This is a genomic window from Glaciecola sp. 1036 (assembly GCF_050306235.1).
GTDB lineage: Bacteria > Pseudomonadota > Gammaproteobacteria > Enterobacterales > Alteromonadaceae > Glaciecola.
Map to the genome: position 1 here is coordinate 71,674 of NZ_JBLWFH010000012.1, position 23,560 is coordinate 95,233.

The following is a 23,560-nucleotide window of genomic DNA, read 5'->3' on the forward strand; positions in this document are numbered from 1 at the left end:
CAGGAGAAAATGATGTCAACAAAATACAGCTTAGAAGAATTAAATCGCGAGTCCACCTATGGCACCGTGGGCGAAGATGCTACTGACAGAGAAGTACGAATTATTGATCTAAGTAATTTTGCAGAGCGAAAAGCAGAAATTACTGAACAGCTATGGTTAGCGGCGACTGAAATTGGTTTCTTCCAATTAAAAAATCATGGTATTGCCCAAGCCGACATTGACTTAGCGTTTAAAACTGCGGAGCAATTTTTTGCGCTACCGGAAGAGATAAAAGCAAAATATCCTCGCCCAAAAGGTTCGAATGTAGGGTGGGAATCGCTTAGCCAAATTCGCCCAAGTACTGGTACAGCTGATCAAAAGGAATCCTATCAAATCACTCGACCTTTTATGCAAGACTTGTGGCCTGACGAAAGTGAAATTGCTGAATTTCAGGCGATAATGTTAGATTTTGAAGCGAAAACATGGCAGTTAGGTATGCAGGTACTTTCGTGTTTTGCAGATAAACTTGGCTTTGCTACTGACTTCTTTACCAAAGCGCATGACCCGAAAGCACCTGACTATCAAAGTACCTTGCGTTTATTACATTATTACCCGACCCAACCAGTCAAAGAGCAGGGAAATATTTGGCGTGCTGGCGCGCATACTGACTTTGATTGTTTAACCCTGTTATTTCAACATCAAGGGCACGGTGGCTTGCAAGTTTGCCCAGGCAAAGAAGCAAATACCCAGCGTTGGACCAGTATTGAACCCTTGAAAGACGTAATTACATGTAATATTGGCGACATGTTAACGCGTTGGAGCGATGATGTTCTACAATCTAATTTGCACCGTGTGAGAATGCCGAAAATAGGAGAATATTGTGGTAGCCGTCAATCTATTGCTTTTTTCTGCCAGGCAAATAAATCACAAATTATTCAAGGCCCGAAAAGTAAATATGCACCAATAAGTGCTGAAGAATTTCTAAATCAACGTATTCAAGCTAATTTCACTGCAGCAGACAAAGGATATTAATGAAAGTAAAAGGAAATGGTTTAACCTATGACAATGAGTACTGAAACGCGCCCGCTATTCAAACATATTCGTGATCACGATACTCTATTCTGTGAGCTAGACCGCTACCGCTACGAGGCGGTACTAAATTTAGGGCTAAAGGACTATGTATTTAATAAAACGCCTAAATTTATTACTGAAACAGGCGAGCGATTAACCATAGAACCTGAACGAAGTATTATTATTCCAAACTATACTCTTATGCAGAGTATTAAAGCCATTTTATGTGCCGAAGTGTCCGGTTTGAGTTTGGTTGAGCATAGTGATATTGGTTATCGTTATCCAACCGCTGCTATGGCAGGCCTAGATGCACCTTTCATTAAACGTATGCGCAGTGAATATTTTCATCGGGTCGATGAAGATCGCGATATATGCCGACCAATAAATTTATCCTATGGGATTAAAAGCCGAGGCAAGGCGGATAACCGACAAGAGTATGAAGTTTGGTTACCCAACGAGTTATTAGAAGAATCGCCCCTGCCATTAATGGTCAATAAGTACGGCGAAGACCTACCTGATGATGTTAGAGCCTTTATAGAGCAACCGAGTCGAATTTATGGTTGGATGGGGGTAAAACGAGCTGCGTTTGAAATGCTGTATCGTAATCCTACAAAAATGGGCGATTTAGTGATTTGCTTAGCATTCTCAGTGGATGCGTATAATATAGGTGCAAATCCTGATTTATCATTTTCTAGAGAAGTTAAAAGCTCGATTGCTGTTAGCAATGCTGAGCTTGAATGGGAAGTCATGGGATACTTTGCTCCGAATGGAGAGCATTATAGCCATGATTTTGTATGGCAAGCCATTGATCATAGTCTACAAGCAGTGAGTTCTCCTATCGAGAGCATTTATGCGCCAGTGATCCAACCAATCTTTGCTAGTAAAACAGAACGCATTCTCAATACCATGAAAGCCCAAGGTATTACAGACGAGTGGATTAAACATTTAAACTTACAACCTTGGGAATTTTTGGAAACCAGCAGTGAACATCGCACTAAGGCACATGATCCATCACGCTCAGTGAATTTATTAGGAAGATTGAATAGACTGTTTTATCAGCAGGAAAGAGCATTGCCTTCTATTGCTAAATTGCATAATCTGATAGCTATGCCTCTCGATTAAATTCGTCAAGGCATAGCGAAAGGTTTTAAGGCTCTAGTCTTTATATCCAAGTTTTTCTAGGATATTTTCAACATTGGTAGAGTGCTTATCGCGCCATTCGGATAAAGGAACACTATCCTTAATAGCTCGATCTTTTGCTACTGCATAGGCTTCTTCAACTTTATCTTTTGGTATACAAGCAATACCTTCTTCGTCCGCTACAATTATATCGCCTGGGTTAACAGTAACCCCTCCACAAGTAACGGGCTGATTTAGAGGACTAACGACTTTTTTGCCAGCAGATTTAGGCATTCCGCCTAAAGCAAACACTGGAAATTGCATTTCACGGATCTCACCGATATCACGCACAACGCCGTCTATTACAAAACCTTTGATACCTCGTTCTTTGGCTATGGCACACACATTTCCGCCTGCAACTGCAAACTGATCATCAGCTTCTACAACTATAATGTCACCAGGTGAGGCACGATAGATTGCGGCGTGTAGCATCAAATGATCGCCTGGTGCGCATTTTACCGTAAACGCAGGCCCAGATATTTTGCCCGCGGGTTGATACAAACAATGGATCTTATAATCCATGAATTGGTCACGAGACAAAGCATCAGCATACTCACAGGTAGACACCGAGTTAAAATCAAGATCCATATATTTCCCCTTTTAATTATTTGTCATATTGAAGAGTATTGCTTTATTGGCAAATGTTTATATGCCATTTCTAAGATAAATTACCATACACCATAATGATGGAATTTCTATTTTGTTCAACTATCAAGTTAAATTCTTTGATTTGTTATCGAAAAAGCGACAAAAGTAGTGAAACCCGGTAAAAAGTCAAAACCCAATAATAGGGCAACTTGGTCGTTATTTTATCGCATCTTGTTCGATTCTGGTGCATTTGTTTAGTGAATGGAAATAATCAAGAAGCTTTATTTTTCATTTTTTTGAGAAAAAAGTGATCTTTTTTACACTTTTTATTTTCTCTTTTTTCGTTGTCCAAAATTTAGACGTGCAGATTAACCGCATGAAAAATATAGTAAAAATTTAGACCAGTCATTTAATCGTATTTTTCTATTAACATAATTGTAACATATCAAATTTTAAAATTAGACCATGTGGTCAAGTTTTGGCACGCAAGATGCTCTTCTCAACGGGATATAAAGGCTTAGCTATAAAAATAATATGCAAGCTTTTCGTTTTATTGTCTTCAACTGGGAAACACACTATGCACTCTACACATAAATTAAGTCGCTTAAGTATTGCTGTAGCGATGGCTACCTCTTTATGCTCAGTAACAGCACTCGCACAAGAGGAAGAAACAACGCCAGCAGATGTCGAACGAATCGGTGTCACTGGCGAACGGGTTGATACCTATGGGATTATGCCATCAGAAGATAGCGGAAGCGCTTTTGGTCTGGATAAAAGTTTACATGAAACGCCACGTTCACTAACTGAAGTCAGTGAAGATCTTGTGGACAAATTTGCCCTAAGAAGCGTAGATGACTTGGTACGCTTGACCCCAGGAGCTTTCACCAGTTCTTTCTTTGGTATTAAAGGGGCGATGGATATTCGGGGCGAACCTGCTGATAACTACTTCCGTGGTTTTCGTCGTATTGCTAACCCAGGTGCATTTAACACTATTATCCGTGGCGCAGAAAAGCTTGAAATTATGCGTGGTCCCGTTTCGCCCTTGTATGGTAGTGGAAGTGTAGGTGGACAACTTAATTACATCCCTAAATCCGCTAAAGTGGATGGTAGTAAATATATTGAAGAAATTACTGGCGATGTGAATGCGACCTTTGGTTCTTATGATCAAAAGATTATTTCAGGCAGTATTGGTTTACCATTCCAAATTGGTGACAACTATGGCGGCGTAAACGTTTTTGCTGAAGTAGAAGATTCAGGTTCTTTCTTTGATGGCTATGAGCCTAGCAGTGAGTTATTGCAAATCGCTGTAGACATAGACCTAAGTGATTACACCACGGTTGAATTTGGTGGTCAGTTTCAAACTACCGACAGCATTCAGGTGCCCGGTTGGAACCGCGTTACTCAGGACTTAATTGACAACGGCGTTTACATTACAGGTTCGCCACGCGTGCTGAATAGCGATAATCCGTTAGGTGCTGATGTGCTGCTTCCTCAAGAATCAGCTTTTGTTGCACCTTTTGCCCCCGGCTTTTTAAATAACGCTTTTTCTAACACTGGGAGTTTCTGTGGACCGGCAGCCGCTGGAACAGGTAATGCCGTGTACAATGGATTTGAGTTATCTTGTCCAGGCGGATTCGGCGATTTCCTAAGTGGAGCATCTGATTTTAATCCTTTTGCGTTATCTAATGTTGGCACCGCAATGATTGATCATCAAACTACCTTTATTGATGATATCGATTATGCAGATACCACTGCTATTACACTTTATTTAGATATTACCCATGAATTACAAAACGGTATGGTCTGGAAGAATGAAGCTTTTTATGACTATATGGACCACACTAAATATCAAAGTTGGGGCTTTACTGCGTTTTACCCGGATGCATATTTATACGAATTGCGCACAAGCTTGAAGTTCGAAACAGAATTTTCAGAAGCGGTTGCGAAAACAATTGTAGGTGCAAACTACCGATACGAAAGCTTATATAATAACGCAGCATGGTTCGACGAAACCTTTGATTTCCGTGATATTACGGTGGGACCAACGCCAAACGATAGAATTTCGCCTGCGACATTCGACCCATATCAATACGCCACTATATTGTATGATGATGCGGGCAATCCAACTGGAATCGACGGTACGTTGCTTCGAAACTTTAACGAACGCCATGATTCAATTACCAAAAATACGGGTGTATTTTTCCTAACAGATATTAATTTCGACCAATTAAACATTCTCCTAGGTGCTCGCTATGACTACTTTGATGTTGAATCGGAAGATACTTGGGTAACTTATTTTGGCCAAGCTCAAGGTGACGGGATCCATTCTGGTAGTGACGATGCATTTAGTTACAACATCAGTGTATCTTACAACGTTGACGGCGTAGTACCTTACGTAACTCACTCAGTATCAAATTCACTCAGTACCAACCAACTTGGTGGCATTGTACCTAGCACTATTGACAACAGTGAATACTTACAAGAATCCACATTGAACGAAATTGGTATTAAAGCGAATGTGTTAGATGGCAGATTGTATGCCGCACTATCTTATTATGACCAAGAAAAGACGTATCGTGATAGTCAAACTAACGCTTTGGTTGCTGTATTTGGTGACGGGTTAGAGTTTGAATTACGTGCCTTAGTGACCGATAACTTATCTATCTTAGCAACTGCAACCAATACTGATACAACAGAAGTCAGTGATGGTGCATTAGCAGTTATCAACGGCGCTGATTTCGCACGTCAAAACGGTCTTGATCCTTCGCAAGTATTTGGTGGCCGAATTGCAGGGGATCGCGCAACCTTTGTTGGTTCTAATGTTGAATTAGAGCGCGGTGGCTTGCCAGATAACATCGCCAGTGTGTATGCAAATTGGGCGCAAGAATTAGGTGAGGGTAACTTTAACGCCAGTTTAGGTGTCACTTATGTTGACTCTACATACACCGATATTATGCAAACCATTTTGTTACCGAGTTACACTATCTGGAATGGTTCTGTGGGTTATTCAACTGGCCCCGTATCAGTGCTAGCTAAAGTTAATAATCTATTGGATGAAGAATATTATACATCTGCAGACTTATTTGATTCAGCGGTTGTAAAACCGTCTGAAGGGCGAACATTCTCTGTGACCTTGTCTTATAAGTTCTAATCGATTTACCCCAGTGCAAAAAGCTTCGGTGGGTTTGACCATCGAAGCTTTTTTATTTTCTGGTGCAGGGCCTATTGGCAAATATCTGCTAAAACTCCTTTGGTTAAATCAACAAGATCTTTAACACTTAACTCAATCTCTAGTCCTCGTCGGCCTGCGCTGACGAATATGGTGGGGAAGTTTTCTGCAGTTGCATCGATCAAGGTACGAAGTCGTTTTTTCTGGCCAAGTGGACTAACGCCACCTAATACATAGCCTGTAGAGCGCTCTACAGCAAGCTTTTCTGCCATTTCGGCTTTTTTAACGCCTGCGGCTTTAGCTATTTTTTTCATACTTAGTTTAGACGAAACAGGTATCACGCCAACAGCAAGTTCTTTAGCGTCCAAGCTGACTACCAAGGTTTTAAACACTTGTTTTGTCGGGATATTCAGTTTTTCTGCTGCTTCTAAGCCAAAAGATTCGGAAGTTGCATCATGGGAGTATTCATGAATTTCAAAGGGTATCTTAGCTTTTTTTGCAGCATTTATGCCTGGCGTCATTGGGTTTTCAATTTATAGGTCCCAAATAATATAAAGGGAATAAAAATAGTCTGGACTAGAGTTTACAAGAAAGGCATTAAAGGTAAAACCTGATTAATTGATAGAAGCTTGTAGCATTTTAGCCGCTTGTCGATGTAGCGCTAGCGTCTCATCTTGTAAGGCTAAATAGTGAAGGGGATCTTCAATTAACCAATTGCCTGCCACCATAAGTTTTCCCACTTGATGCGCCCCTGAGGTCACTAAACCTGCAATTGGATCGCCAATCCCACTAAAACGCATTTCGTCTAAGCTGAAAAAGGCTAAATCGGCTTGTTTTCCAACTGCAATCTGACCAATGTCGTTTCGTTGATATAAGTTTGCTCCTCCTAGGGTTGCCCAACCGAGAACTCGTTCTGCGGTAATATCAGTTGCAGAATAGCGCAACCGTTGTTGTAACAAAGACTGCCTTACTTCTTGAATCATATTCGAGCAATCATTTGATGCTGAACCATCAACCGCCAGTGCGATTGTGCAGCCAGCTTGTGCTAATTCCATAGTGCGACAAATACCTGAAGAAAGTAACATGTTTGAGCTAGGGCAGTGTGCAATACCAATTTTATTAGTCCCTAGGCGCGAAACTTCTTCATCATTAAAATGTATACCATGGGCGAGCCAAGTACCTGGTCTTAACCAGCCGCAATCCTCCAAATAATCCAGTGGTCGCATACCGTACTCTCTAAGACAAAAACTGTTTTCGTCTTCGGTTTCCGCTAGGTGTGTATGAATTAGCACTTGTTCTTGCGTGGCCAAAACTGCGGTTTCTTTCATTAAATCGGTAGACACTGAAAAAGGAGAACAGGGGGCTAGCGCAATTTGAATTTGAGCGCCTTCGCTGCGCTCATGATAAGTATCAATTAGCCTTTTGCTGTCATCAAGAATTGTTTGTGGAGACTGGACGATATGATCGGGCGGCAGTCCACCTTGGCTTTTTCCTAGACTCATTGAGCCTCTTGTTAAAACAGCTCTACAACCGAGAGACTTAATTTCCTCCACTTGAATATCAATGGCATTGGCTAATTTTTCAGGGAATACGTAATGGTGATCGCCCACCGTTGTAGTACCCGATAACATTAGCTCCATCGCGGCAATTCTGGTTGCTACCTTGAGCATTTTGTCGTCTAGATTCGCCCAAATTTTGTAGAGAAACTGTAACCATGGGAAAAGAGGCTTATTCAATGCACCTGGCACAGCTCTGGTAAGGGTTTGGTAAAAATGATGGTGAGTATTGATTAGCCCAGGAATTATTACCCACTGACTGCAATCCACATATGAATCATAGGCTTGTTTTGGCAGTGATCCAGCTGGCACTAATTCAATTATTTCACTGCCCTGGACTAAAACGCCGCCATTAGCATCTTGTGAATTGGCAGTAAAAATTGCTCTAGGATTCTTTAACCAGATTATCGGTGCTTGTTTCTTCATTTAAAACGGGTTCTTCTTGGGTTTTTGATTCAGGAATCAATAAGGCCATGATAATGGCACACAAGCCTGCAGTAGACACTGGTGATGAAAAAATGTTCTTTAACCAAATGGGTAAGTGTTCAATGGCATTGGGTACCATCATAACGCCCAATCCTGTGCCCATCGAAGTGGCAATGATCAGACTTGCTCTTCTGTCGATTTTCTCCGCAGTAATAATACGCAGACCACCAACCGCTATAGTGCCAAACATAACTAAGGTGGCTCCTCCTAAAACAGGCTTAGGAATCGCCTGAAATACACCGCCTATAATAGGGAAGAGCCCTAAAATCACTAAAATACCGGCCACGTAGAATCCTACGTGTCTGCTTGCTACACCGGTAAGTTGTACAACCGCATTGTTTTGACTGAAAGTACTGTTTGGAAATGTGTTCATAATTGCCGCTAATAACGAGTTACAGCCATCAGCTAATATTCCACCTTTTATGCGTTTGTAATACTCAGCACCCTTGATGGGTAATTTACAAAACAAACAGTTTGCAGTTAAGTCGCCTGAAGTTTCAATGGCAGTAAGCAAATACACAATAGCAATGGGTAAGAACAATTCTATATCAAAGGTAAGACCGTATTTGAAAGGCTCGGGGACCGCAAATATTGGTAGCGTATTTAAGTGACTTAAATCTATCCAGCCCAACACAGCTGCAATTATGCTCCCTATTGCCATGGCGATTAAGATTGAAGATAAACGTAACCATGGGTTTTTGGATAAATTAAACAGTAGAATGATTAGTAACACTATCGCACCCAAACCTAAATTGGTAGTTGAGCCAAAATTAGCGTTGCCAAAGCCGCCAGCTATGTCTGTCATACCTACTTTTATTAGGGAGATACCTATGGTCATTATGACGATACCAGTAGTTAAAGGCGTAATGAAACGTTTAAGTTTTTCTACGAACTGGCTCAATATTATTTCGATAAAGGCACCGAAAAAGGAGATGCCTAGCATGGTCGATAGTATTTCTTCATTGCTGCCGCCGCGCTCTTTGATGGTAACGCCGGCTACTAATAAAGCGCCGATAAAAGCAAAACTAGTGCCTTGCACTGAAATCATGCCGCTTCCAACAGGTCCAATGCGTTTTGCTTGCACAAAAGTGGCTACACCGCTGACAAATAAAGACATGCTGATCAGATAGGGTATTTCGCTGCCCAATCCAAGCGCCGCACCTACAATTAAGGTTGGCGTTATAATACCGACAAAACAGGCTAATACGTGTTGAAACGCGGCAGCTGTGCTTTGTGCTGGGTTAGGCACGTCGTCAACGCCAAAGAGAATTTCTGAGTTATGTTTCATCTAACTGCATTTTATAGTTGTGTGTAGCAGGTGTGCTTGCAATTTCTTGACCAAGTAGTCAACAACTAATTAATTGCTTAACACTTTGTAAAATAAATAAAAAATCAATAAAAAATAAGGGGGTAAATTTCGCAGAGGATAGTTATTGCACCGTTGAGGTGCGAGCGTATCAAGATGAATCAATTAACAAGTTTTTCTATACTTAATTTTCATCCGTCTAGGTTATTGTTTAATACTTAAGATTTTTTGATACAAAATCAATTAACCACTCGGTTGTTATGCTAATTTATAGCCAATCAAAGATTCTAAAGCTTGTTAGGCTTGAAGAGGTGAAATTAATGAATGCTGTTGCTGTTTTTCTTGGCGCTAAAAACGCAGAAAATGCACGATATAGGCAGGCTGTAATGGCTCTTGTAGATGCATTTTCAGCATATAAATTAGCGCTGATTTACGGTGGGTCCAATACGGGATTAATGAAAGTATTAGCAGATAATGCAATTGCACAAGGTGTTAATGTAACGGGGGTTTATGTTGATGTTCTGGCAAAACATGAATCTCCTCATGAAAAACTGCATCAACTTTACGTGGTCGATTCTATGCATCAAAGAAAGTCTAAAATGGCGCAATTAGCTGATGGCTTCATTGCCTTTCCCGGCGGAATTGGCACCTTAGAAGAGTTTTTTGAAGTTTATACATGGGCTAGATTGGGGCTGCACCATAAGCCTGTGGGTATTCTTAATGTTGATGGATATTTCGATGCTCTGTTAGCATTTTTAGATCATAGTGTTGAAGAGGGTTTTTTAGACACACCAAGCCGAGAAATCTTGATAGTAGAAAGTGATCCCAAACTTCTGTTGCAACGAATGATTAACACTTAGGATTATTCCTTAAACACCTGACCTAAAATACCTGTTAAGTTGTACATTAGTGATACGAACGAACAACATATAAAATTTGGTTAAGATTTACTAAAAATAAGGAAACATTATGCGTAAATCAGTTCTTTTATTACTAGCAAGCTTGCTAGTTGCTCCAACTTACTCAGCATTTGCTGATCCAATTTCAGATGCGGTAGCTGATGAAAGCCGGTCAAGTGATGCGCGTTTGCGAGATGAATATCGACATCCACAACAAACCCTTAGATTTTTCGACGTTCAACCAGAAATGACGGTAGTTGAAATTAGTCCTGGCGGCGGCTGGTATAGCAATATTCTAGCGCCTTTACTTGAAGATAAAGGGAAATTAGTGGCGGCACATTTCTATTTGTATGATGGTGCACCTGGCTACTACAAACGTCTATTGGATGCTTTCAAAACTAAGATGACAGACGATGGTATTTACAGCAAAGTGGAATTAACCGCGTTTCATCCTACAAAGGCATTAGACATTGCTGAGCCTAGTTCTGCTGATCGCGTGTTAACCTTCCGTAACGTTCACAACTGGTATATGGGGGATGGTGATAAAGGCGTTTTAAATGCCATGCAGGCATTCTATAAAGCTCTTAAGCCAGGCGGAATTCTAGGTGTTGTTGAACACCGTTTACCTGAATCTGCGACTGAAGAGCAGATGAATGCAGGCGGAGCAGGGTACATGAAGCAGTCGTATGTGATAGAAATGGCTGAAAAGGCCGGTTTTGAACTCGTTGCAACCAGTGAAATCAATGCCAATCCGATGGACACAGCAGATCACCCTAAAGGCGTGTGGACTTTACCACCAAGCATGGCAATGGGCGATGAAAAACGTAATCATTATTTAAGCATTGGCGAAAGTGATCGAATGACACTTAAGTTCGTTAAGCCTGAATAAAGCAAATCTATAACAGCAATCCCATGGTGTTGTCTAAAACATCATGGGATTACTTCTTTCACTTTTCATTCAAAAGGATTATTTTTAGAAGGTTCCCAGTCTTTATATACCTGACTAATATCAAAATCTGAAACTGTTTCAGGCATTAATACCTTGGTCCATGTCACACGCGAATCAGATTTTGCACCTTGGCCTGAGTTGTTGGCTTCTTTGTATTCAACTGTTTCTTCATTGTTTTCATTATCCCAATTGTGCCAACCGACAGGGTGTATATGCTTATCTAATTGACTATTGATAATCATGGTCTTGGCAAATTGACGCCATGGCCGGCCTAAATAAACATCTGAAACCTTGTCTGTTGCAGTGAAATGGCAATTGTTGAAAACAAGCCCAAAAGTTTGATTTTCGGGCGTTGATGCCGCTGTTACATAGGTATTCGATCTTAAGGAATGTATGTTACAATCTTCAAAAACCGCTGTGCCACCACCAAAAATAAAATCGACTGTACCTTCAATATGGCAATCTTTGAAGTAGCTACGATGACCTTCACCGGCTACATATACCGTATCTTGAAAGCCCTTTATGGATACATTATAAAAAGCAGCCCTGTCTGCCTCTACATGCAGGGCAACAGCTTGTCCTACGGGGCCTGCTGTATTTTCAATGGTTAAATTCGCTGCGGTAAAGTCATTTCCAGCCACCCGCAGAGTATAGGTATGAAAAGTAGAATTGCGTCCTAAATTGATTTTTTTAAAATGGTCATTGTAGCGAATGATCGTATTTTCTCTGCTTTCACCGACAAGCTTTACCCTTGTATTCCACGCATAAAGGTTAACTTTTTCGTTATAAACACCGTTCTTAACTTTTATCGTAATATCATGCCAGGGAAAGGTTTTGGTTGCGTTTATAGCATCTTGAATTGTTTGATAATCCCCAGTGCCATCTTTTGCTACTGTTAAAAGGGTTTCGTAGGCAACTGCTTTAAAACACAGTACTAAAGTGACAAAAAGTGCAACCATTTGTCGAGTCATGTTTTATCCTTTTTAAAATTGAAAGAGCAGTATTAACGCTCATATTCATGCAATCAGAAGCTGCGCAACCTTCTAGACCGAATGCGATTTTCAGGTGAATTTCCCCTTAATACTCATAGATTGCCATGGCTATAAGCATTAACAGCATACTAACAATAAGGCGTTAAAATTGCTACCGGTAGCAATTTGTTTATCAAAGGTAGAAATAGGAAACGTCTATAGGGTATGTTGTTACTATTCATCATCAAACTTAGCTTGAAATTATTGATTATATTCGTGTAAACAAAGAGTTAAAGTTTGTATTAGTATTTATATTGTTTAATTGCCATTCCATTTAAAACACAATTAGTGAAATTGTTGCACGCAATTGCTACCGGTGGCATAATTTGATTTGTTAATTAATTGCTAAAAATGAGTGCGCATGAAAGTTACGAAAAACTGCCTCAGCAAGTTTCTACTGACGTTGCTGTTATGCATAAGCAAATTTAACTTTGCAAATGCCACATCAAACTATCCTATTGACGCACTAGTCGACAAACAAAATCAGAGTGCATTCCAAAGTATACAAGCGGCTATAGATTCTGCTCCACTAAACCTGTCTAAACCTTACAGAATTCAGATCGCTGCAGGTGATTATTATGAGAAATTAACAATAGATAAACCATTTATACGTTTGATTGGTGCAGGAGACGAGCTTACGCGAATTCATTATGACGATTATGCAGGCAAAAAAGGTGCTAATGGAAAATCTATAGGCACTACAGGATCTGCGACCATCACTGTTAGCGCCAATAATTTTAGTGCGCGTCACTTACATATTGAAAATAGTTTTAATTTTCCTCATTACGAAGGGCTAGATATAAACGACCCTGAGCGCGTCTCTGGCATGCAAGCGGTAGCACTTAAGCTTGCACAAGGCAGCGATAACGCATTATTTTTTGATGTGAAATTCAGTGGCTATCAAGACACTCTGTATACGCACGCAGGGCGAGCTTTATTTGTGAATTGTACGGTGCAAGGTCATATTGATTTTATTTTTGGTGGTGGAACGGCAATTTTCTTCAAGTCAAATATTGTCACTAGAGCGCGTCAAACAGATAATCTACCTATAGGCTACATAACTGCGCCTAGCACCAATGTTAACAATCCTTTTGGATTGGTTTTTATTAAGTCTGCGCTAAGTCGTGAACCTGATGTTGAAGACAACAGTATGGGGTTAGGACGACCTTGGCATCCAACAACAACCTTTCCTGATGGGCGCTATGCGGATCCTAATGCAATTGGTCAAACGGTGTTTATTGATACTTGGATGGGACAACATATACAGTCTTCACCTTGGCATCCCATGGGCGGTACCGCGAAAAATGGCGACAAGATATTATTTCAACCAGAAGATTCACGGTTTTACGAGCTAGGTTCTTGGGGACCTGGTGCTGAAGAAAACGCTCATAGAAGACAATTGAGTGAACAAGCACGGAAGACTTTCACTTGGGGAAATATGCTAGGTGATTGGTATGAGTCAAATGACGAAGTTAAAGAGTTAATTAATACTGCTCAAACTTTAGCGTTTTTTCCTGACCAAGTAGGTCCGTTTTCTTCTTACAAAATTGCCAATGAATACAATAAGCATAAAGATGCTTTTCCGTTTATTGAACCAGTAAGTTCAACTATCACCAATAGTCAATTAAGCGCTGAACTGAATCTTGAGTATAAGAAAACAAAAGTACAACCCTTGTTGCTAGATTTAGTGCGAACTAAGGATAATGTGCAAAAACCAGTGGTGATAATGTTACATGGCGGCGCTTGGCGTTTTGGTGATAAGTCCCATCATCTTGAAACAGCGCAGTGGTTAGCTGAGCATGGTTATGTAGGAGTAACTATGCAATACACGTTGTCAAACAAAGGGCTTTACCCTCAAGCGCTAGAAGATTTAAGTGATGCAATTAATTGGCTCAAACAGCACCATAAAGAATATGCAATAGACCCAAATAAAATAGCCGTTTTAGGTACATCTTCTAGTGGGCATATGGTTAACTTTTATGGTGCATTAACCGCCCATCCTAAAATTAATAGCGCGTATGCGCCTGTCGATGCCATTATCAATATTGATGGCGTGGTTGACATGGCATCGCCAGAATCAAGAGTATTTGAAGACAAAGTGGGTAAAACCTCGTATGCAGGTCTTTGGTTAGGGGGGAGGTACAGACAAGAACCTGCGAGATGGCACGCGGCCTCAGCAACTGAATATTTGGGTGAGCATGTTCCTCCTACCTTGTATGTAAACTCTTCTATACCTCGCTTTCATGTGGGAAGAGACAGATTTGTCGCATCCTTAACTGAATACGGGATATATAATGAAGTTCACACTATTGAAAATACACCCCATACATTTTGGCTTTTCCAACCCTGGGCGAATGAGATGCGACAGATTCTGAAAAATTTTTTAGATAAGGTTTTTTATGATCAAGCGACACAAAACACTACAAAAAATAGCAAGGAAACTGATTAAATGAACAAAGGTCGAATTTTAGCTCTGTTAAGTATTTGCTCATTCTTAACCATGTCATTTGTTTTACAAGCAAAAACAACGCAAATTTTTATGGCGGGTGATTCTACAATGTCAATAAAAGACCCCAAGGATTATCCTGAAACAGGTTGGGGTGTGCCCTTCGCTACTTTCTTTGACGAGTCTGTAGAAGTGATAAACTTAGCCAAAAATGGACGTAGTACCAGAACCTTTATTTCAGAAGGGCTTTGGCAACAAATAGAAGATAATGTAAAGGCTGAAGACACAGTGTTCATACAATTTGGTCACAATGACCAATCAGAACATAAAAAAGACAGATATACCACGCCTGAAGAATATGAAGCTAATTTGTTGAAAATGATTAATATTTCTCAGAAAAAAGAAGCAAATGTTGTTTTGATGACACCTATTTCACGCCGTCACTTTGATGAAGATGGAAGTTTACGCTGGACTCATCCCTATGCTGACATCGTTAGAAAAATTGCCAAAAATAATGAAAGTGTGACCTTTATTGACATGGAAAAATTAACGCATGATTATATCGTCGCATTAGGAGAAAAAGATTCGGCCTTAAGGTTTATGCACATCCAACCCGATTTACATCCAAATTATCCCTATGGTGTGCGGGATAACACGCATTTGAATCGACTGGGCGCGAGAGAACTTGCACAAATAGTGTTAACTGAATTAAAGAAAAAACAGCATCCGGTTACAACACAATTAAGAAAGCCAGACCCTAAGCATCTAAAGCTTTCTTATTAATGCATCTATAAAACGCTTGTGTTGAAAGTAAAGTGCAAACTATTGCACTGCTGCTGTTTGCAGTTGCTCGAAATGGAGTTGACGTGCAATTAATATGGCGCCGACTTCTGGCTTATGTAAAGCTGGACTTATTCTGTTTACCATGTCTTCACTTAACCAAGGGATGAGCTTGTCAGATAGCCCTCCAATGAATGAAAGTCGTTGTGGATTATAAGTTGCTATCTGTTGACACAAATGGTCTATGTATGCGGTAGCTTGTTTAATAGAATCTATCGCCTTGTCAAAATCTTCCAGCCTGGCCTTGCACTTGGTACCGCCGCCATCTATCCCTAAATAATATGTAGTGCTCAAAGGCCTTTCCTTATACTTTTTAAAGTAACAACTTTGTTTAGTCCGGTTTTCATAGAATTACTGCGTTATTGACTGATATCTGCTGTATACATTTGTGTTAGGGATATTCGCACGGATGATAACATTGCCTTTCACTACGGTTGGCTTGGTATACAGCGTCCAATCACCCTCGGCTGTTTTAAATTCCAAATTAAGTCCAACAAAAGGTGAACTTAAATACAATTTTCCATTTTCAATTTTACCGCCAGGTAACGGAACTCTAGGCTCTATGCCACTTTCCACGAGATTTGGGAGTGCTTTAGTTGTCAACACATTAGTAAATTCCGCCCAGTCTTTATTCATAGCTTCAACTTGCTTAACATCAAAATGATTTGTTTGTGCGCTGTAACTGGTGTTTTGTGCATAAGGTTCAGCCCACTTCGGTGTATGCCAAGCACGCTCTGCCATAGCAATAAGGCGCGGGTATAACATGTATTCAGAGCGTTCATCAGAGCGCACAGTTTCACTCCAAAGTTGCCCTTGAATTCCGGTAATGGTTTTATTTGGTTGTAAGTTAATGTCCTGTTTCGCTTGATAATCATTACCGAATTTGTCTTGCCAGATTTCAGCATGTACCGGTAAATTAAACGGCATGAATTGAAATACTTGATAACTGTCGGTATATCTAGAACCCCAGTAATAGCCGGGTTCAACAGGATCTGCTTCATATGGAAAATCGAAATAGAGCACGTCAGGAAGAGATAAAATAACCTCCCAGTTGTTATTTACCATATCGTGAATTTGATTATGAGTGCCCGAATAAAGTGTGCCCCAAGCATTGGCATGCAGAGGTTCTGGCAAATTGTCGGGATTGGCATGGGTTAAACCATCACTCCAAGCTGCAGGCACTATGTTTAAGTTTGCTACCTGATTAGCCACACGCTCGATAAAGTAGGGACCTATTTGATCCACAGAATTAATATTTTCAGATTCCGCAATCAAGGCTTTACATGCAGGAGAATCTTTCCATGCACCTGCCGTTTCATCCGCGCCTATGTGATACCGTTCGAGCTCAACACCGGCTTCTTTATGCATTAAAACTAATCGATTAATAACCTCAGTAATGAATCTGTAAGTTGAAGGCAAACAAGGATTCAACGTATTATCGTTATAGTGCTGAATAGATCTATATTCGCTAGTGTCTTCAAATTCAGTTAATAAAAATTCGCGCGCTTTATCCCCTTGCTCTTGGATTAAGTATTTATTGTATCTTGCATTCATAGACACTATTGCAGCGCGTGAATGGCCAGGCATATCCAATGAAGGGATAATTTCGATATTGCGCGCTTTAGCTACTTGCAGAAGGTGAATGTAGTCTTGTTTGCTGTAATAGCCGTTATTCTGATTATCTCGATCATTACCGGCGGCAAGTTGAGGCAATAAACAGGTAGTTTCTGATTCATCTAAACAGCGAAAAGCGCCTACTTCAGTCAGTTCAGGTAGAGAATCTATTTCAAGTCTCCATCCCTCATCATCAGCCAAATGAAAGTGTAATTTATTCATTTTGTAATAAGCCATTTGATCGAGAAGCTTTAACATGAAATCCATCGACCTAAAGTTTCGAGAGACATCAAGGTGCAAGCCTCTAAATGGCATTGCTGGTTGATCTTGCAAATTTCCAATCGGAAGTGAACTGGTTTTCTCATCATACAAATGGGCGAGGCTGATCAAACCGTATAATGCTCCTTTAGAATTTGCTGCTTGAAGCTTAATATTTTGCTCGGTGATAACTAAGGTATAAGCCTCTTCGGGTAAGTTTTCATCTAGCTGAAAAGATACGGGAATCCCTGTTTCTGAAACATGCATGCCCATAGTCTGCAAAGCTTTTATCCCGAAAGACAAAGATTTAAGTTCAGCGGGCAATTTAAGTCCTTGTGTAATCTCGACTCTATGTTGGCTCCACTGAGGATTGAAAGCTTTTGGAATTATACGATTGGAGACCGACACGGTGGATGTTAATAATTCTGTTACTGGTAATTGAGCATCTCGTTCATAGCGCAAAGCGGGAGTTGGGACAGGGATATTATCATTATCAGTTCGCATTTGTTGCTGTGGGTTTTCAAATCCCATCGCATGCATAGGTCTAGTGGTTTGAGATCCTTCGATGGTTTGCTCTGTCGTAGATTGAATAACTTTGGCATCGCCTTTGGCATCCACAAGTAAATAGTTTGGGAAGAGCACAGATTCAGATATCAATGGGCTAGAAAAAACAAGCGTGATGTTATAGGTTTTACCAGGTTGTAAAGCGTCAGTTTTTGGCGTGATTTGGTGTAAATCACCGTTTAAATGCTTTACTTCAAACTCTTCACTAATAACACTTTGTACTGGCACTAGATTACTAAAAAGAATTTTCCAATCCTCAGGCATTTGTTGTTCTAAGGTTAATTGCAACAACATATGGGTGCAGGTGCTATTATCATCGGGGCAATCTTGGTCAGCAAAATTATTCACTATACCAACTTTGATTTGCATATTATTTGCGACTTTCGCTAATAATTGCTCACTGGATAGGATCGTTGTCGTTTTGTCTTCAGAAGGGGCTTGCTCACATGCCAATAATGCTAACGCAAGACCGCCGGACAAGAGTATTGTCATTACCTTGCGCAACGGCTGGAAAGTATAGTTATGGGCGTTATGCATGTGTTTCTCCATTATTATTCTTGACTATTAGTGCTCAAAGTTTTTCACCATTTGAGGTATCTGAGCAAAATTGAAACTGAATTTATAGTTGAATTCTATTGCTTTTAATATTACTCGGTAACGGTTTTAAACTAAAATGACAACGTTGTCATGATGGGTTAAAAAAATACTGCCTTTACTTTTCCTTTTTTGAGAAGTAATGACAGCGTTGTCAATATAACTCAACAGTACTATAGGAAAAGGGTAAAGGCAAACCTAAAAACGCATATTTTCTTTATCTAAAATTGCATATTCCTTTTACTGACCTTTTACTGATTAACGGCCCAGCGTTGCGTTGAAGTACAAACGTTCAATAGGAATAACTAAAGCGCCTATCATTTCATTTGTAGGTCGTCTAAATGATTGAATTTCTTTGTTTATTTTTGCACATCAAGGTGTGAAGCTTTTGTCGTCGAAATATGTGGGAGCGATCATGGCAGTGAAGTAAACCTAAATGACAAAGTTTTAGACGCAGTGTGCTGTGGTCCTGGGAAAATAGCCGTAATTTCACTGCAAGGGAAACTTGTACTAAGCATTTAAATCAAAGGGCTACTTCCAACTAAAAATGTTTAGGAGACAAAAAGGAAAACCACTTTTTTCAACATGCATAATGCAAAAAGGTTGAGTTCATACCGCTTGTAGAATTACAGTGTTGAGCGTATAAAACGCATTTTGATAAAATAATCAGGGACGAAGGTGTATGAATCGTGAATTGAGTTTGGATATTTTTAGAGGGATTACACTCGCAGCCATGATATTGGTGAACAACCCAGGTTCTTGGTCATATGTTTATGCGCCTCTTTTACATGCAAAATGGCATGGAATTACACCGACCGATTTGGTTTTCCCTTTCTTTTTATTCATTGTTGGTGCTGCAATGTTTCATTCATTCCAGCGCATATCGAGTGATTCCATTCCATGGTTTAAAATTGTAAAACGCACCTTTTTATTATTTTTCATCGGCCTGTTATTAAGGTATTTCCCATTTACTGGAGATCTCAGTGAACTACGTATTATGGGAGTACTGCAGCGTATCGCACTATGCTATTGCCTCGGGGCATTTATTGTCTTGTTGTTGCCTAAAGTGCATGTTTGGACAGCGATAGTCATACTTCTGCTAGGATATTTTTTTGCAATGTCTGCATGGGACCCGACATGGTCATTGGAGAATAATCTAGTCAGAGAAATTGACCTTTTCATTTTTGGACCAGAACATATGTATACCGGCTTTGGTATTGCGTTTGATCCTGAAGGTTTATTTAGCACATTGCCAGCGACTGCGACTTTGCTTTTAGGTTATAAAACCAGTGCGATCTTATCTAAAGTGCCACCTAAACTGAACAAGATATTTTTCTTACTTGTGTGGGCGGTTATAGCCGCAAGCATTGCCTTGGTATGGAGAGAATGGCAACCGATTAACAAACCGCTGTGGACCGGAAGTTACGTGTTGATTACCGCCGCATGTGCCTGGGGGTTGCTAATATTTATATTAATTACCGAGAAGCTTCCGATATTTCGCCAAGTTTTTCATGTTGCCCAGATATTCGGCAGTAATCCATTGTTTATTTACGTACTGTCGGGCGTAGTAGCAATTAGTTTATCCCGTTTAATTCATGTGCCTTTTGATGGTGAGACAATCAGTGCCTACCATGCATTATTTCGCATATTTGCCAGTGTAATGTCACCATACAATGCTTCGCTTTTATTTGCGCTAGTGATTGTATTTTTTCACCTTTTAGTGGCTCTGTGGCTTTATAAACGAAATATATATATAAAAATTTAATCGCTGTAAGGGTAATTAACATTATTCGTTCCACATGTTGCAACTGATAATTAATTACTTTATATTGGAATGACAACGTTGTCATTCCATGTGTCAATAAATACTTTTGTCGTTACTAAACGCTAAAGTCATAATTACAAAATGGATAAATACTTGGATAATTTATGCAACCATCACAAATAGTAGAAGAACAAAAGGTGAATTTATTACTGCCTATGGTATTGGCTGGTAGTATGTTTTTTATATTGGGCTGTGTAACTTGGTTAAATGGCTCGATTACGCCCCATTTGCAGCAAATGTTAGATCTAACTCCGTTGACTGCTGGGTTAATAATCTCATCTTTTTATATTTCAGTAACGGTTGCAGGTATTCCATCAGCTTATTTGATTCGAAAAATTGGCTATAAAAACGGTATGGCGGGTGGCTGCACTGTCATGGCGCTTGCTGCACTCTTGTATATTCCTGCAGCAAAAATGCAAAGGATTGAAATATTTTTAATTGCACAGTTTGTCATGGGAATAGGTCAGACCATTTTGCAAACGGCAGTCAACCCTTATGTCGTCAAAATGGGATCTGAAGATTCTGCCGCTGTGCGTGTTTGCATCATGGGGCTATTAAACAAGTTTGCCGGCGTTGTAATTCCTTTGGTTTTCGCTAGCGTAGTGGTCAGTGGATTAGTGGGAGAGGCTGAAGTCTTATCTCAAGCGCAGAAAGATGCTATGGCTGACAGTTTAATCATTCCTTACATGATGATGGCTGGACTCATTTTTCTGTTTGCATTATTTGCGCGTTTTTCTTCCTTGCCAGACTTGGTGTTTGAAGACGATGCAGGTGAGCAAGGTGAATTGAAAGAAGTATTAAAATACCCACAGTTGGTGTTGGGGGTTTTAGCAATCGGTCTTTATGTAGCAGTTGAGGTTATTGCTGCTGATACTATAGGTTCATATGCCTTGTACTTGGGCATTGCTAACTATTCTATGATGACCTCTTATACCATGGGATGTATGTTAATTGGCTACGCTATCGGCATAGGGCTCATTCCTCGTTACATGAGTCAACAGTCAGCCCTGGTAATGTCTGCTGTGTCTGGTGTCGTTGTTGTATTGGCTGTAGTGTTTGGGAATAACGAGTCTTTTGTTATTTCTAATTTATTGCTACAGCCGTTTGGCGGTCCATTACTACCCGATCCTCTGTTATGTATTGCGTTTTTAGGCTTTGCTAATGCAATGGTTTGGCCGGCAGTTTGGCCTTTAGCTTTATCTGGTTTAGGTCGTTTAACCAGCTTGGGATCTGGCTTGTTAATAATGGGTATTGCTGGCGGAGCTTTAGGTCCGGTTCTACTAAATTTAGCAAATATGGCAGGTTTAGGCGCTCAAGGTGCCTATATGGTCATGATTCCATGTTACTTGTATATTCTTTTCTATGCGCTGAAGGGGCATAAACTGCGTCAGTGGTAATCTTCAGTGGCAATCCAGTTTCGCTGGATTGCCACTTCTTTAATGAACAAAGATAAACACGGTCTAGACCAATAGGTTATTATGGGGTTGGAAATTTAACCCACAGCGACGGATGAAATCTGTCACATTATGGATTTCTGCTTGATATGCAGCCTTATTAATCGGCTTAAGTTGTTGCGCCTCTGGAAATACACCATGACCTGCCAATAAACATGCCCAAGATTTTGGCTGGTAACTGCCGGTGAGCTTGTTTTTATTTGGTAATGGAATAGGTTAATTTTTCTTTGCAGCTAACATTTCCGCCAACATAGCTTCAATCCGCTTGACACTATCTTTTAGTTCAGCCAAATCTGAAGTTCCATCCTCAACAGATGCTTCTGAATATTGCTTTGCTTTTGGTGAAATTGTCATATTGTCTTTTTGCTGTAGGATAGCTTCTCGAAACTCAGCAGCTCCATTAATTCCCGTTAGACTTACAAGAGCTCCTGGTCCAGATTGACCCGCAGTTTCAAAACTTAGCGCATAAAGATCGAAGATTCGCATAATGGGTCCTTGACTCATTGCAACATCGGTTATTTTTTCTAATGGGATAGATTTTTCTACTTTGAAGAATATCCCACGTTTAACCACCAACTTCCTTTCAAGAAGGGTGGCAGACATTGCTTTCAAAGAGCGAGAACAAAAAAACAAAACCAATGGAATTGAAATAATAAGCAAAGGAATACCGAAAAGCGTTATGGAAGATATGATTATCCAATTGATTAACCAATAAGTTTTGACCTTTGGATTAAAGCTTGCTTGTTGAAGAATTCGTTCAGACATAATATTAACTCCCTTTACTTTATTCGCCGGTATTCATACCATGATTTTAAAGCATAGCTCAACTTTTTATATATTTAAGGCTTTTTACTACGGATGCTGGGGAAAAAAATGATCGTTAAATTTTTGCGTGCCTATAAACTAACTACAATCAAAATACGGACAACATAATGAAAGTATTAGCATTTTTAATGCTGCAAACAGTATTATTTCCACAGCAAGAGGATATTTCTCTGGAAGTGATTAAAGGCGAGACTCCACAACCTTGGGCCTTTATCGCGCCTCATGAAAATGAAAATATTGCAAACCAGTATGTTGCTGAAAAAATCAAGAAACACGGCGGGACATTTGTCATTCTGCAGCAATTTGGAAATCGTTTAATCCAATTAGAAGTAGAAGGTAATAAGGTGATGGTTGATCCCAACCGTATTTTTACCGCAAAAGGCAGAAGTGATACTTTGCAGAAACTCAATGCTGAGTTGATGTCTAATCCCAGCGTTTATGAAGCAGCCATTAACAAAACTGAAAGTTTAGCTGACTTTATATTCAATACCATGGGGACACAGGCGGCAGATATTTGGATAGCCATACACAACAATACTAATGGTTATGATAATGATGGCAAAAATGGACGAGGGACGATTTCAATTAAACGATATCAGAAAAAACTAGACGCTGGCGTCAATTACTTAATAAAAGTACATGACGCTGATATAGATGAAGATGACTTGTTCTTTCTAACCGATCCAAAAGATTTTGTTCATACTTCAAAAGCTAAGTGGAACGTGGTTCTTCAAAATCCAAAAGTAGCTACAGATCCAAGCGAAGATGATGGTTCATTATCTGTATTGGCGGAAATGCAAGGCAAGCGCTACATCAACATTGAGGCTGAACGCAGTGACGATGGCTTTGGTGAAGATCATTTAGAACAACAAAAAGCCATGGTCGATTTGATATTTTCAATATTGACTACTGAAGAATAGGCTGAAA

At 40.0% G+C, this 23,560-nt stretch carries 18 protein-coding genes; 10 read left to right on the forward strand and 8 right to left on the reverse strand.

Translation table 11 applies throughout. The features are described 5' to 3' along the window. The first annotated feature begins 9 nt into the window (after positions 1–9). On the forward strand, positions 10–1,011 hold the full coding sequence (locus ACNKW3_RS15860; protein WP_427400300.1) for an isopenicillin N synthase family dioxygenase: 1,002 nt from the start codon (positions 10–12) through the stop codon (positions 1,009–1,011). 27 nt (positions 1,012–1,038) lie between these two features. Further along, entirely contained in the window at positions 1,039–2,172 is a 1,134-nt protein-coding gene (locus ACNKW3_RS15865; protein ID WP_427400301.1) for a hypothetical protein, read from the forward strand. A 33-nt stretch (positions 2,173–2,205) separates the two neighbouring features. On the opposite strand, the gene ACNKW3_RS15870 is transcribed toward ACNKW3_RS15865, so the two are convergent. Further along, a complete protein-coding gene (locus tag ACNKW3_RS15870) occupies positions 2,206–2,817 on the reverse strand; it encodes an RraA family protein (protein ID WP_427400302.1) in 612 nt (203 codons plus the stop codon). A 577-nt stretch (positions 2,818–3,394) separates the two neighbouring features. On the opposite strand from ACNKW3_RS15870, the gene ACNKW3_RS15875 reads away from it, so the two are divergent. Beyond that, a complete protein-coding gene (locus ACNKW3_RS15875) occupies positions 3,395–5,968 on the forward strand; it encodes a TonB-dependent siderophore receptor (RefSeq protein ID WP_427400303.1) in 2,574 nt (857 codons plus the stop codon). 71 nt (positions 5,969–6,039) lie between these two features. Here the strand turns inward: ACNKW3_RS15875 and ybaK are convergent, their stop codons facing one another. From ybaK to ACNKW3_RS15890, 3 genes are all read right to left on the reverse strand, one after another. Continuing rightward, the gene (gene ybaK / locus ACNKW3_RS15880) at positions 6,040–6,507 is read right to left on the reverse strand and encodes a Cys-tRNA(Pro) deacylase (protein ID WP_427400304.1); all 468 of its coding nucleotides are present in this window, start codon (positions 6,505–6,507) and stop codon (positions 6,040–6,042) included. A 93-nt stretch (positions 6,508–6,600) separates the two neighbouring features. Continuing rightward, entirely contained in the window at positions 6,601–7,968 is a 1,368-nt protein-coding gene (locus ACNKW3_RS15885; protein ID WP_427400305.1) for an 8-oxoguanine deaminase, read from the reverse strand. Then, entirely contained in the window at positions 7,928–9,316 is a 1,389-nt protein-coding gene (locus ACNKW3_RS15890) for a uracil-xanthine permease family protein (protein ID WP_427400306.1), read from the reverse strand. The genes ACNKW3_RS15885 and ACNKW3_RS15890 overlap by 41 nt, the downstream gene beginning before the upstream one ends. 338 nt (positions 9,317–9,654) lie before the next feature. Here ACNKW3_RS15890 and ACNKW3_RS15895 point away from each other — a divergent pair, with 338 nt between their 5' ends. Further along, positions 9,655–10,194: a TIGR00730 family Rossman fold protein gene (locus ACNKW3_RS15895; RefSeq protein ID WP_427400307.1), complete on the forward strand. Its 540-nt coding sequence runs from the start codon at positions 9,655–9,657 to the stop codon at positions 10,192–10,194. 109 nt (positions 10,195–10,303) lie between these two features. Next, a complete protein-coding gene (locus tag ACNKW3_RS15900; RefSeq protein ID WP_427400308.1) occupies positions 10,304–11,122 on the forward strand; it encodes a class I SAM-dependent methyltransferase in 819 nt (272 codons plus the stop codon). Between the two features lie 65 nt (positions 11,123–11,187). Here ACNKW3_RS15900 and ACNKW3_RS15905 read toward each other — a convergent pair whose 3' ends face one another. Beyond that, positions 11,188–12,153: a pectinesterase family protein gene (locus ACNKW3_RS15905; RefSeq protein ID WP_427400309.1), complete on the reverse strand. Its 966-nt coding sequence runs from the start codon at positions 12,151–12,153 to the stop codon at positions 11,188–11,190. Between the two features lie 421 nt (positions 12,154–12,574). Between ACNKW3_RS15905 and ACNKW3_RS15910 the strand changes: the two genes are divergently transcribed. Next, positions 12,575–14,662, forward strand: coding sequence for a pectinesterase family protein (locus ACNKW3_RS15910; protein WP_427400310.1), 2,088 nt, complete (start codon positions 12,575–12,577; stop codon positions 14,660–14,662). Further along, positions 14,663–15,442: a rhamnogalacturonan acetylesterase gene (locus ACNKW3_RS15915; RefSeq protein WP_427400311.1), complete on the forward strand. Its 780-nt coding sequence runs from the start codon at positions 14,663–14,665 to the stop codon at positions 15,440–15,442. Between the two features lie 39 nt (positions 15,443–15,481). On the opposite strand, the gene ACNKW3_RS15920 is transcribed toward ACNKW3_RS15915, so the two are convergent. Both ACNKW3_RS15920 and ACNKW3_RS15925 read right to left on the reverse strand, forming a co-directional pair. After that, positions 15,482–15,793 carry a hypothetical protein gene (locus ACNKW3_RS15920; protein WP_427400312.1) on the reverse strand — a complete coding sequence of 104 codons (312 nt, stop codon included), beginning with the start codon at positions 15,791–15,793 and terminating at the stop codon, positions 15,482–15,484. Positions 15,794–15,850: 57 nt separating this feature from the next. Then, complete coding sequence (locus ACNKW3_RS15925) at positions 15,851–18,472, reverse strand: family 20 glycosylhydrolase (protein WP_427400313.1); 2,622 nt, start codon at positions 18,470–18,472, stop codon at positions 15,851–15,853. A 739-nt stretch (positions 18,473–19,211) separates the two neighbouring features. Between ACNKW3_RS15925 and ACNKW3_RS15930 the strand changes: the two genes are divergently transcribed. Continuing rightward, on the forward strand, positions 19,212–20,294 hold the full coding sequence (locus tag ACNKW3_RS15930) for an acyltransferase family protein (RefSeq protein WP_427400314.1): 1,083 nt from the start codon (positions 19,212–19,214) through the stop codon (positions 20,292–20,294). Positions 20,295–20,458: 164 nt separating this feature from the next. Continuing rightward, a complete protein-coding gene (nagP, locus tag ACNKW3_RS15935) occupies positions 20,459–21,751 on the forward strand; it encodes an N-acetylglucosamine MFS transporter NagP (protein ID WP_427400315.1) in 1,293 nt (430 codons plus the stop codon). 273 nt (positions 21,752–22,024) lie between these two features. Here the strand turns inward: nagP and ACNKW3_RS15940 are convergent, their stop codons facing one another. Beyond that, entirely contained in the window at positions 22,025–22,573 is a 549-nt protein-coding gene (locus tag ACNKW3_RS15940) for a PH domain-containing protein (protein ID WP_427400316.1), read from the reverse strand. A gap of 167 nt (positions 22,574–22,740) precedes the next feature. Here ACNKW3_RS15940 and ACNKW3_RS15945 point away from each other — a divergent pair, with 167 nt between their 5' ends. Then, positions 22,741–23,553 carry a hypothetical protein gene (locus tag ACNKW3_RS15945; protein WP_427400317.1) on the forward strand — a complete coding sequence of 271 codons (813 nt, stop codon included), beginning with the start codon at positions 22,741–22,743 and terminating at the stop codon, positions 23,551–23,553. Positions 23,554–23,560 lie beyond the last annotated feature (7 nt).